Consider the following 11,805-nt stretch of genomic DNA (forward strand, 5'->3'; position numbering starts at 1 on the left):
TCTAGGCCTTGGCGTCGCCCTCGCCTCGGGCGGCCGCCAGGACTTCGCGGGCGGCGTCGATGTTCATCCAAGCGATGGCGCAGCCGACCAGCACATCGGGCCAGATGGACCGTGTCACCATGGTGGCGCCGGCGGCCAGGATGATCCCGACATTGGCGATGGCGTCGTTGCGCGCCGACAGGAAAGCGGCCCTGGTCAGGCTGCCCTCATGGTCCCTGTAGCGCGCCAGGAGGAAGGCGCAGCCGAGGTTGACGACCAAAGCGCCCAGCCCGGTCAGCGACAGCAGGTCCGGCGCGGGGACCACCGGCGCCTGCAGCTTGCGCCAAAGTGTCCAGAGGAACGCCAGGGCGGGCGCGAGCAGCAGCAGCGCCAGCAAGCGCCCAAGCTTGGCCCTGTTCGCGGCGGACCATCCGAGCCCGACCAGGATAAGCAGATTGACCGTCGCGTCCTCGAGGAAGTCCACGGCGTCCGCCAGTAGCGAGGCGGACTCGATCCGGACGGCGATCGCGAACTCCACGCCAAAGTAGGCGAGATTGAGCAGGGCGACGATCAGGACCGCGCGGGCGAGTGGCCTGCTTTCGGGTTTCATGCGGGCGCGCCCGACACCGGCGGCCGCCCGAAGCGCCAGATCAGACTGGGCAGGACGACCAGGCTGGCGATGGTCGAGGTGATCAGGCCGCCCAGGATGACGATCGCCATCGGCCCCTGGATCTCACGACCGGCCTGCCCGGTCTGGATCGCCAGCGGCAGCACGCCCAGCGCCGTCACCAGGGCGGTCATCAGGATCGGCGTCACCCGCTCCCGCGTCGCCCGCGCGATCGCGCCCAGCGACCAGGCCTCGCCCTCGACCAGGACCAGGTGGTCAAGGTGCGACACCAGCAGGATGGCGTTGCGCGCCGCCACCCCGAACAGCGTGACGAAGCCGACCAGCGAGCCCAGCGACAGGCTGGCGCCCGTGAAGGCCACAGCCACGACCCCGCCGACCAGGGCGAACGGCGCCGAGGCCAGGATCAAGCCGACCGATCGTCCGCTGCGGAAGGTGATCAGCAGGACCGCGATCACGCCGATCAGGGCGATGGCGACATTGAACAGCAGTTGTCGCCCGGCGCTCGCCGCGCCTTCGGCCGTGCCGGCATAGTCGAGATAGACGCCCGGCGGCAGCGTGACCGACTTGGCGATGGCGTCCTGGACAGCCTTGGTCACCTTCTGGGCGTCCTTGGGCGCGGGGTTGGCGGTCACGACCTGGCGCGGCCGGCCGCCCTCGTGGGCGATGCTGGTGCGGCCGTCGGTCAGCCAGACCTTGGCGATGTCCTTCAGCGCCACCACCTGGCCGCCCTGGGCGCGGATCAGCAGGTCGCCGACGGCCTCGGGGTCTTGGCGGACCTCCGGCGGCGTCGTCACGGCGATGTCGAGAGCACGGCTCTCCTGATAGACCTGGGCCGCCACCGCGCCCTGATAGGCCGTCTGGATCGCGTCCAGCACCTCGGCCGGAGCCAGGCCATAGCGGGCCAGGGCCGGCAGGTTCAGGTCGACCCGCACGACGGGCGTGCTTGGCGGGATCTGGATCTTCACATCGGTCGCGCCCGGGACCTTCTCCATCACCGCAGCGATGTCGGCGGCGGTCTTGTCCAGCGTGTCGAGATCAGCGCCGTAGATGCCGACGGCCAGGGACGCGGTCTCGCCCGACAGGGACTCGCCGATGCGGTCGCCCAGGAAGGTCAGTACTTCGGTCTCCAGGCCCGGATAGCTGTCGAGGACCTTGTGGATCTCCTCCTGGACGCGATCCTGATCCTTGCCCGATAGCTTGGGCTTCAGTTCGACGTGGAACTCGCTGCGCTCCGTGCCGAAGGCGTCCTCGCCGCCGGAAGCGCGGCCGATCTGCTGCTCGACGCTCTGGATGCCGTCGACGGCCAGGAGGTCGCGGGTGATCCCCTCCCCGTATTTGCGCATGACGGTCAGCGAGGTCCCGGGCGGGCCGGCGACGCCGAGCACGAAGTGGCCTTCGCGGAAATTGGGCAGCAGCTCGGAATTGAACAGCATGAAGCCGGCCCCGGTGACCGCCGCAGCGGCGATTACCCCGATGACCGCCAGGCCCGGCCGGCCGCTGGCGCGGGTCAGGACACCTTCGTGCCAGACCTTGGCGCGTTCCAGCGCCTGGGGCTCCTCGGGCACATGGGCATTGCCCAGCAGCAGCAGGGCCAGCGGCGGGGTGACGACCACGGCCACGGCCAGCGACGCCGCCGTCGCCAGGATGAAGGCCGCCGCCAAGGGCGAGAAGAACGCCCCTTGCAGGCCGCCCAGCATCAGGACCGGCGCCAGGACCAGCGCCACCACCACGGTGGCGTAGATGACTGGCGCCCGCACCTCGAGCGAGGCGCCGAGCACGACCTCGACCGCCAGCCGATCGCCGCGCTCGCGCAGGCGACGGACGATGTTCTCGACATCGATGACCGCGTCGTCGACCACCACCCCCAGCGCCACGGCCAGGCCGCCCAAGGTCATGGTGTTGATGGTCCAGCCCAGGGCGTCCAGCACGATCACAGCCGTCAGCAGCGACAGCGGGATCGAGATGAACGAGACCAGCACCGCGCGCAGATTGCGCATGAACAGCAGCAGGACCAGCGCGATCAGCACGGCGCCGATCACCAGGTCTTCCGTGATGCCGCCCAGCGCGGCGGAGATGAAGTTGGCCGGGCGGTGCAGGTCGGCGAACACCTTCACGCCCTGGCTGTCGAGGGCCGGCTTCAGTTCCTCCATCGCCGCCTCGACGGCGTGGGTCGCGTCCAGGGTGTTGGCCCCGTACTGGCTGGAGAGACTAATCAGCACGCCGGGCTTGCCCATGATCACCGCTTCGCCGACGTCGGGCGCGGGGGCGTCGACGACGTCGGCGACGTCCGCGACACGCACGGGCGCGCCGCCGGCGGCGCTGGGGATCGGCGCGGCGCCGATGTCGGCGGGCGTGAGGGCCTGGCCTCGGGCGTCGATCAGAATCCGCTGCTCGGGCGTGTCGATGAAGCCGCCGCCGCTGACGCCAGTCGCCGCCCTGACGGCGGTGACGAGGTCGGCGAGCGACAAGTCACGAGCGGCCAGATCGTCGGGCCGGGCGCGGACCTCGAAGCGACGGACTTCGCCGCCATAGACGGTGGCGCGCGCCACGCCGGCGGCCGCCAGCACCCGGGGCCGGACGGTCCACTGGACCAGGTCGCGCAGCGCCATCGGCGACAGGCGTTCGGAGGTGAAGCCGATCTTCAGCAGGTCCATGGTCGAGGAGGTCAGCGGCGCGACCTTGGGCGGCGCCACGCCCGCCGGCAGGGTCCCGGCCACCTCGCCCAGCGCTTCGGCCACCACCTGGCGGGCGCGGTATGGGTCGGAGCCTTCCTTGAAGACGACGCTGACCGACGACAGACCCTGTTGGGACTCCGAGCGCACCGTCTCGACACCTGAAGCGCCGTTGACCGCCTGTTCGACCGGCCGGGTCACCAGTTGCTCGACCTGCTGCGCGGTCAGGCCCGGGGCCTCCGTCGAGATCTCGGCCTGGGCGGGGACGAACTCGGGGAAGACGTCAAACTTGGCGTGGGACAGGACCACGCCGCCATAGATCAGCAGCAGGACCGCGCCCAGCGCGACCAGACGCGGCCGTTCCAGGCACCAACGGACAATGGCGCTGAGCATGAATCAGTCTCCGCCCTTGGGAGCGTTCTCGGCCGCGAACACCGCCGCCGCGCCATAGACGACCACCGTCTCGCCCGGCCGCGCACCACCCGCCGCGAAGAGACCGTCGGTCTGAGGCTTGACGCCGGTCAGGACGCGGCGCTCGAAATGGGTAGGGTCCCGACGGACGTAGATGAACACCTGGCCCTGAGCCCGCATGACCGCCGAGCGCGGCGCCAGGACTCCGTTGGTTCCGACGGGGCCCGCCATCATGGCAGGAACCGTCAGTCCCGCGGACAGGCGCAAGGCGCCCGGACCACGCACGACACCGATCAGACCACTCGACTGCAGGCGGGTGTCGGCCGTACGCGCCGCGCCCAGCAAGGTCACGGCGGCGCGCTCACCCGCGCCAAGGTCCAGCTGGACGCTCCGGGCGCCCGCCGCACCGGCCGGGGCGTCGATCCGCACCAAGGCCGCGCGGCCGGTCGCGAGATCGGCCAGCAGCCTGGCTCGGGCGCCGTCGCTAACGAAGGCCGAGCCCCACTCCAGCCCGACGCGACGGCGCAGCAGGGCCAATTTGGCGGCGTCTGCGCTGGCCTGGGCCTGGGCGGCTTGGGCGGTCTTCACCGAGATGGTGGCGTCCGCGGCCGCCAAGGCCTTGGTCCGGGCGGCCTCGGCGGCCGAGGCCCGGGCGGTGGCCTGGGCGGACAGTAGATCGCTGTCGAGGGTCGCCAGCGGCACGGGGTCGAGTACACGGGCAAAGCCACTGATCCCGCCGGCATAGCGCGCCGCCGCCAGGGGGGCGACGGCCACGCCGAGGCGCTTCTGGGTCGCCGCGTCGAGTTCGACAGCCGCGAAGGCATGGCCGGCGAAGGCGGCCGCCAACAGGGCCGCCAAAGCGCTGGTTTTCGCGCCAGACTTCATTGTCCGTCTCCTAGGGTGCGGGACGTGGTTTCAAGCAGGGAAAGCTCGGCCGGGTCGAAGGGCGCGCGCAGGGCGTCCTCCAGATCGACCCCGGCCAGGGCCTGGGCCTTGCGGGCGTCGAGCAGGGTGAGCCGCGTCTCCAGCGCCAGGGCGCGTGCGCCCAGATCGTCGACGCGGTCGGCGGCGCCGGCGGCCAGGCTGCGGGCGGTCGCCGCCGCCAGGGCGTCGGCGTTGGGAATGTCGCGCGCCTGGACCTGGGTCACGGCGCTCCGGGCCGCCGTCAGGGCCGCCTCGGCGACGTCAACGGTCGACAGCGCGGCCGCCTGGACGGCTTCCAGCGAACGACCGACCTCGGTGCGCTTGGCCTCGGCCTGGGCGATGGCCGCGCGGTTCAAGTCCTGCGGCGGCAACGTCAGGGCCAGGTTGAACGGCAGCTTGGCGACGCCGTGATCATAGGTGTAGCCGGGCCCGACGCGGACCTCCGGGTACTGCTTGGCGATCTCCAGCCGCAGGGCGCTTTCGGCCAGATCATAGTCGACCACCGCCCGCAGGACATCGCGCCGGGTCAGGGCGGCGGTGCGCGCGGCGGCTGAAACATCGAGGTCGGCCGGTGCCGCCATCGGAGCCAGTCGCAGGTCACGCACGGCCGAGACCGGTGCGCCCAACGCTCCAGCCAAGGCCGCGTCAGCGGCGGCGCGACGCCCCAGAGCATCGGTCACGCGGCGGCGGGCCGTCTCAAGTTCGCCCCGGGCGATAAGGGCCAGGCTACGGTCGTCCTCGCCGGCGGCGACGCGTTGGTCCAGGCGGTCGGCGCGAGTTTGACGCACGGCCTCGACCGCGCGGGCCTGCGCGATCTCCTCGTCGGCGAAGGTCCGCTCTGTCCGCGCCTTGGCCAGCGCCGTGCGGACGGTCCAGACCGCCTCGCCATAGTCGTAGAGCGCTTGCAAAGCGGCCAGATCGGCGGCGCTGATCCGCTCCTTGCGGCGGCCGCCGATGTCGAGCGGGATATCGGAGACGGCGCCGTACAGCCACTGCTTGGGTTCGGACTTGGCGAACTCGGCCGTCAAGGTCAGGCTGGCCGGCGGCGGAACATGCGAGACCTTGGCGGCCGCGCGGGCCGTCCGGTATTTCGCAGCGGCCTCGGCGACGGCGGGATTGTTGCGCAGCGCCTCGGCCAGCAGTTCGGTCCCGGTCCAGGCGTGGCCATCCACCAGCGCGGACAGCCGTATGGCGGCGCGATGGTCCGGATAGGCCTCCAGCCGCACCGGCGCGGGTGCGTAGGCCACGCAGGCCGACAGGCTCAGGCCCGCGCCGATAACGATCATGGCGAGCGGCTTCAGAGAGGTGCTCATCGGATCTCCTCGATCCTTTCGGCTTAGACCGAAGCGCTTGACGGTCGCATGGCCGCAAGATTGCGAATTCCCAATCTCGCCGCGACAGCTTAGCGCGGGAAGACGACCTCGGCCCGCAAGCCCGGTTCGGCGTCGCTGAGCCGCACGGCGGCCTCGTGCAGTTTGGCGACGGCGGCGACCAGGGCCAGGCCCAAGCCGCTGCCCGGGTCCGAGCGGCTGCGCTCGAGGCGGTAGAAGCGGTCGAACAGGCGCGCGTGCTCACCGGCCGGGACGCCGGGGCCGTTGTCGACGACCCACAGGACTGGGGCGCGGTCGGTCAGGCCGATCCCGACCCGGACCTTCGCGCCCTCGCCCGTATGGCGCAGCGCGTTCTCGATCAGATTGACCAGCATCTGGGTCAGGAGCTCGGCGTCGCCCTCAATGACCGGATCCTCGCCGGGCTCCAGCGACAGGGACTGGCCCGCCTCCTCGGCCGAGGGGGCGAAGGCGTCGACCACGGTGGCGGCCAGTTCGCGCAGCCGCACCTGCCGGAACCCCGCCCGCCGCGCGCCGCCCTCGATCTGGGCGATCCGCAGCAGGGCCGCGAAGGTCTCCAGGATGGAATCCAGATCGCGCAGCGCCCCGTCGATGGCTTCGCCCTGCTCGGCCGGCGAGGCCTGGGCCGCTTCCAGACGCTGACGCAGCCGGGTCAATGGCGTGCGCAGGTCGTGAGCCACGTCGTTGGAAACCTGACGCAGGCTCTCCATCAGGGCGCCGATCCGGTCCAGCATGCGGTTGAAGGTGTGGGCCAGGCGGTCGATGTCGTCGGTGGAGCCGCGCGCCGGCACGCGCCGGTTCAGGTCGCCGTCGATGATTGCCTCGGCCGTGCCCGAGATCGCCGAGAGCCGGCGGTGGACGTCGCGGCTGAAGGCGAAGCCCCCGGCGACGCCGAGGATCATGACCCCGGCCAGGGCGCCGGCGAAGCCGCGCAGGACGACGGTGTCCAGCGCCTCGATGCGTTCCTCGTCGTCGCCCACCAGCAGCTGGTAGCCGCCCGGCAGATTGGTGGTCAGCACCCGCATGGGCTCTTCTTCGTCGTCGCGCTGGCGGGCGCGGATCGTCGACCAGCCGGCCTGGTTCGAAACCTTCGAGAAGCGGCCGGCCAGCGAGCGGCCGTCCGGCCCGATCAGGCCGTAGTCGAGCGCGCCGGGCGTGCGGTCCCGCTCACGCACCGCCTGGACGACCCCGTCCAGGCCCTCGGTGGCGAACTCCTGGGTCAGGGCGGCGGATTCGGAGCGGATGCGGGCGTCGAACTGATCCGACAGGGCCGCGCGGGTGCTGTAGAGCGTCAGCGCGCCCAGCAGCACCACCGAGAGCGCGAAGCCCAAGGTGTAGAGGACCGCCAGGCGCAGGCTGGTCGAGCGCAGCACCTAGTCGGGCTCACGCAAGCAATAGCCAGCGCCGCGCACCGTATGGATCAGCTCCTGGGCATGACCGCGATCGACCTTGCCGCGTAGCCGGCTCATGTGGGTCTCGACGATGTTGGTCTTGGGGTCGAAGTGGAACTCCCAGATGCTTTCCAGCAGCATGGTGCGGGTGACCACGCGCCCGGCGTTGCGCATCAGATATTCCAGCAGCTGGAACTCGCGCGGCTGCAGGTCGATGCGCTGACCCGCGCGGGTGACCGAACGTCGGAGCAGGTCCAGACGCAGGTCAGCCACCTGTAGCGCCGAGACCATCTCCTGCGGCGGCGGCCGGCGGGCCAGAGCGTTCACCCGGGCCAGGAACTCGGCGAAGGCGAACGGCTTGACCAGATAGTCGTCGCCGCCCGCTTCCAGGCCTTCCACGCGATCGTCGATGCCGCCCAGCGCCGTCAGCAGCAGTACAGGCGTCTTGACCCCGGCCGAGCGGACGGTGCGCAGGATGCCCAGGCCGTCCAGTTGAGGCAGCATGCGATCGAGCACGATGACGTCATAGGTTTCGCCGACGGCCAGCATCAGACCCTCACGGCCGTTGGCCGCGTGGTCCATGGTGTGACCAGCTTCCGACAAGGCGCGCCGCAGATAGGCGGCCGCCTCCTTGTCGTCCTCGACCAGCAGTATCTTCATGCCGTCATCGTGCTCCCGGAGGACCGCCTAGTCCTTGTCGTTGTCGAGGCCGTTCTCGAGGACCTTGCCATCGGCGGCGTCGACACCGACTTCGTACTTCTTGCCGTCGGCGCCGACGAGATCGAACGTATAGCGCAAGCCGCTGCCGCCCTTCTCCTTTTCCAGCTCGCGATCCTTGATCGTTCCCGGACGGGCCTTCAGGGCGATGGCTTCGGCGTCGTGCATCGAGACCTTGGCGGACTTGGCCAGCTCGTGACCGGTGAAGGTCTTGGCCGTCTGAGCGAGGACCGGCGTGGCGGCGGCGATCAGGGCCGCGGCGATGATCATCTTCTTCATGGGCGACTTCCCTTTCCAAGGGGATCCTCAACGGATCCCGACTGACGCCCACGATGCGCCGTCCCGTCTTCGCCCACGATGGCCGCGACATTACCGATTCCCAATCGCTTGGCGACGAGGTTGGGAATTATCAATCTGGCCGCCATAGGCCGGGAAGCCGCCACCACCGATACCCGCCGCAGTTGGACTGGGCGGGACACGGCATGCGCAAGACCTTGATGGCGGCTCTCGTGGCCAGCTGCGCCCCGGGCGCGATGGCGTTCGCCCAGCAGGCACCGGCCCCGGCGGTCGAGGGCGTGGTGATCACAGCCACGAGGCCGGCGGAGACGACCTCCATCGACCGGCGGACCTATTCGGTGGCGCATGACCTGCAGGCGACCGCCGGCTCGGTGGGCGACGTGCTGCGCAACCTGCCTTCGGTCGAGGTCGATGTGCTGGGCAACCTGTCCCTGCGCGGCGACAGCAACGTCCAGGTGCTGATCGACGGCAAGCCCTCGACCATGATGTCGGCGGCCAATCGCGGGGCGATCCTGCAGCAGATGCCGGCCGACACCATCGAGTCGATCGAGGTGATCACCAACCCGTCGGCCCAGTTCAAGCCGGACGGATCGTCGGGCATCATCAACATCGTCACCAAGAAAAACCGTCGCCCCGGCCGCTCGGGCACGGCCCAGGCCAGTCTGGGGACGGAAGGCCGCTACAATCTGGGCGCCACGGCGGCCTACAAATCCGGCGCCCTGAACCTCTTCGGCTCGGCTTCGCTGCGCCACGAGACCCGCAAGCGCACGACCACCGACCACCGCCTGCGCCGCGACGCTGTCGTCGGCGGCGTGGCGGCCAGCGACCAGACCGTGGTCACCGACCAGCAGCGGGACTCCAAGATCGCCTCGGTCGGTTTCGACTATGACCTCGACGCCAAGAGCCGGATCAATGGCGGGGTCAGCTATAACCGCCGCGCCGAGACCCTGACGATCGGCGAGCGCAACCGGGCGGCCGATCCCGGCGGCGCGGTGCTGAAGGACTACGACCGCCTGGGCGCCGGGCGCGGCCACGAGACCAGCACCCAGATCTCGGCCGGCTACCGCCGCACCTTGGCCAACGACGGCGAGTTCACGCTCGACCTGCAACGGGGCCAGACCAAGGAGGATCGCCGCCGGGCCTATGTCAGCCGCTTCCGCGCCCCACCCGGCGCCGAGGTCCGCGAGGAGCTGATCCCCCGCGCCGACGAGATCACCAACGAGCTGAGTGCGGAGTATGCCGGCGCCCTGCCCGGGAAAGCGAAGCTGAAGCTCGGCTACGACCTGCAGCGCGACGATGACGACTACGACAACTACGGCGGCACGATCGTCGGCGACCTACACGTGGCCGATCCGGCCCAGACCAACCGCTTCCTCTACAAGCGCACGGTGCACGCCCTCTACGGGACCTACGAGCGGCCGCTCGGCGACTGGACCCTGCTGGCGGGCCTGCGGCTGGAGGAGACGCTGATCGACACCAACCAGCTCACGAGCGCTTTGAAGAACAGCACCGACTACTTCCGCGCCTATCCGACCCTGCACCTGGAGCGGGACCTGGGCGAGGATCGCAAGCTGCGCCTCAGCTACAGCAAGCGAGTGGCGCGCCCCGAGCCCGAGGACCTCAACCCCTATTTCGTGGTCATCGACGCCTTCAGCGCCCGGGCCGGCAATCCGAACCTGATGCCGCAAGAGACCCACGCGCTGGAGATCGGCTACGAAACCCGGACGCACGGCGCGACCCTGGCGGCCACGGCCTATGCCCGCCGCAGCCTGAACGGCATGACCGAAGTCAGCCGCTACATCAGCCCGACGGTGCTGCTGACCACCAAGGAGAACCTCGGCAAGAGCACGTCAGGCGGCGTGGAGCTGTCGGCCAGCGGCAAGCTGGCGGGCGCGCTGAGCTACAACCTCAGCACCAACGTCTTCTACAATCAGATCGACGCGGCCAATCTGGGCTTCGCCGCCAAGCGCTCGGCGGTCGGCTATACCGGCAAGGCCAGCGTGGACTATGCCCTGACGCCGAAGGACTTCGTCCAGGTCAGCGCCAACTACAGCGGCAAGCGCCTGACGGCCCAAGGCCATCGCTTGCCCAGCAGCAGCGTCAACCTGGGCTATCGACGCAAGCTGACGAGCGATCTGTCGGCCGTGTTCACCGTCTCGGACCTGTTCAACAAGCAGCGCGACCGCACGGTGATCGACACCCCGGCCCTGAGCGATCAGTTCGAGCGCCGCCAGCTGGGCCGTACGGCGTTCGTCAGCCTGTCCTGGAAGTTCGGAGCCGGCGGCAAGGCCAAGGACCCCGGCTTCGAATACGGCGCGCCCTGACAAAGCCGCGACAGGACCCGGAGATAGGCCTCCGACGCGTCCTCGATCGTGAAGCGCTGAGCTTGAGCGAGACTTAGCTGTTCGTCCTGCGAAGACGGCCGGGCCTTTGTGATCGCTTCAGCCAACGCCTTCTCGTCGCCGATCGGGACAAGCTGACCCATCGCGCCATGGCCGAGCAGGGTCGCCATGCTGCGACTGCAATCGGTGGCGACGATGGGCAGTCCGGCGGCCAGCGCTTCAAGGATGACAGCGGGCACGCCTTCATAGTTCGAGGACAGCAGCAGAACGTCGAACGTAGGCAAAAGGCTAGCCGGTTCAGGCACATAACCCCGAAATCTCACCTGCCTTTCAAGCCCGAGATTCCGCGTGAGGCTTTCGAGTTTCGCGCGTTCTGGGCCATCCCCGATCACCGTCAGCGTATCGCCTTCGCGGGCGCCGCATCCGAACGCCCGCAGCATCAGGGCGACATTCTTCTGCGGCGTGAGCCGGCCCACACAGACGAAGCGCCGGCCCGCGCCTTCGCATCGACCGGAGTTCTTTCCGGCTCGCAGTCTTTCGATCAGCGGCCCGGACAAGGCGGGGTCCGGGATGATCGTGATCCGGTCCGCCGATACGCCGAGGCCTTCGCGAATTTCGTCGATCATCGGCGTCTCCATGCCGATGAAGTGGTCGAGATGACGCCCCTGGGCCTTGAGCCAGCGGCGGTAGAAGAACTGAAACCACGCTGGCTTGTCGTGACGATCCAGGTCGTTGCTGACCTTCACCAGAATGGGCGGGCAATCGCGCCCTAGCCAGAATTTGAGCGCCACGGCTACGACGGCATAGGTGTTGCCCGAGCAGAACAGGACGTCGGGACGGACACGGCGCACGACCTTGGGCAGCACCCAGATCATCCAGAGCATCTCGATCTTCGCCAGGCGCGAACCGGCCTTGGGCGGCAGGATGAAGTCCAGGTCCGCACCGACATCACCGAGCATGTCGCCGTCGGTTCGGCCCAGAAATAGAGGCGCATCGACACCCAGGGCGCGCCATTGCCGCACCAGCCGCAACGCGATGCGTTCGACGCCGCCGGGCTCGAAACTGTGCAGGAAGGTCAGGACGCGCACAGGATCT

General features: G+C 69.6%; 9 protein-coding genes. 1 reads left to right on the forward strand and 8 read right to left on the reverse strand.

Annotated features, from left to right (window positions below):
* Window position 1: 1 nt before the first annotated feature.
* The 7 genes from AC07YH_RS19715 to AC07YH_RS19745 form a co-directional block, all read right to left on the reverse strand.
* Entirely contained in the window at window positions 2–589 is a 588-nt protein-coding gene (locus AC07YH_RS19715; protein WP_494748657.1) for a cation efflux transmembrane domain-containing protein, read from the reverse strand.
* Entirely contained in the window at window positions 586–3,672 is a 3,087-nt protein-coding gene (locus AC07YH_RS19720; RefSeq protein ID WP_494748658.1) for an efflux RND transporter permease subunit, read from the reverse strand. Before AC07YH_RS19720 ends, AC07YH_RS19715 begins: the two co-directional genes overlap by 4 nt.
* A gap of 3 nt (window positions 3,673–3,675) precedes the next feature.
* Entirely contained in the window at window positions 3,676–4,575 is a 900-nt protein-coding gene (locus AC07YH_RS19725) for an efflux RND transporter periplasmic adaptor subunit (protein ID WP_494748659.1), read from the reverse strand.
* Entirely contained in the window at window positions 4,572–5,927 is a 1,356-nt protein-coding gene (locus AC07YH_RS19730) for a TolC family protein (RefSeq protein ID WP_494748660.1), read from the reverse strand. Before AC07YH_RS19730 ends, AC07YH_RS19725 begins: the two co-directional genes overlap by 4 nt.
* Before the next feature lie 89 nt (window positions 5,928–6,016).
* Window positions 6,017–7,336, reverse strand: coding sequence for a sensor histidine kinase (locus tag AC07YH_RS19735; protein ID WP_494748661.1), 1,320 nt, complete (start codon window positions 7,334–7,336; stop codon window positions 6,017–6,019).
* Window positions 7,337–8,014, reverse strand: a complete 678-nt coding sequence (locus AC07YH_RS19740) for a winged helix-turn-helix domain-containing protein (RefSeq protein ID WP_494748662.1) — start codon at window positions 8,012–8,014, stop codon at window positions 7,337–7,339. It lies immediately after the preceding gene.
* Window positions 8,015–8,041: 27 nt separating this feature from the next.
* Window positions 8,042–8,350, reverse strand: coding sequence for a PepSY domain-containing protein (locus AC07YH_RS19745; protein WP_494748663.1), 309 nt, complete (start codon window positions 8,348–8,350; stop codon window positions 8,042–8,044).
* Window positions 8,351–8,553: 203 nt separating this feature from the next.
* On the opposite strand from AC07YH_RS19745, the gene AC07YH_RS19750 reads away from it, so the two are divergent.
* The gene (locus AC07YH_RS19750) at window positions 8,554–10,692 is read left to right on the forward strand and encodes a TonB-dependent receptor domain-containing protein (RefSeq protein WP_494748664.1); all 2,139 of its coding nucleotides are present in this window, start codon (window positions 8,554–8,556) and stop codon (window positions 10,690–10,692) included.
* Here AC07YH_RS19750 and AC07YH_RS19755 read toward each other — a convergent pair.
* A complete protein-coding gene (locus tag AC07YH_RS19755; protein WP_494748665.1) occupies window positions 10,584–11,798 on the reverse strand; it encodes a glycosyltransferase in 1,215 nt (404 codons plus the stop codon). The genes AC07YH_RS19750 and AC07YH_RS19755 overlap by 109 nt on opposite strands.
* Window positions 11,799–11,805 lie beyond the last annotated feature (7 nt).

This window comes from Caulobacter sp. GW456-12-1-14-TSB4 (genome assembly GCF_059424195.1).

Bases quoted from the DNA above. Each gene is read 5' to 3' on its own strand.
- AC07YH_RS19745 (WP_494748663.1), bottom strand. From the start codon at position 8,350: ATGAAGAAGATGATCATCGCCGCGGCCCTGATCGCCGCCGCCACGCCG.
- AC07YH_RS19715 (WP_494748657.1), bottom strand. From the start codon at position 589: ATGAAACCCGAAAGCAGGCCACTCGCCCGCGCGGTCCTGATCGTCGCC.
- AC07YH_RS19750 (WP_494748664.1), top strand. From the start codon at position 8,554: ATGCGCAAGACCTTGATGGCGGCTCTCGTGGCCAGCTGCGCCCCGGGC.
- AC07YH_RS19740 (WP_494748662.1), bottom strand. From the start codon at position 8,014: ATGAAGATACTGCTGGTCGAGGACGACAAGGAGGCGGCCGCCTATCTG.
- AC07YH_RS19730 (WP_494748660.1), bottom strand. From the start codon at position 5,927: ATGAGCACCTCTCTGAAGCCGCTCGCCATGATCGTTATCGGCGCGGGC.
- AC07YH_RS19720 (WP_494748658.1), bottom strand. From the start codon at position 3,672: ATGCTCAGCGCCATTGTCCGTTGGTGCCTGGAACGGCCGCGTCTGGTC.
- AC07YH_RS19725 (WP_494748659.1), bottom strand. From the start codon at position 4,575: ATGAAGTCTGGCGCGAAAACCAGCGCTTTGGCGGCCCTGTTGGCGGCC.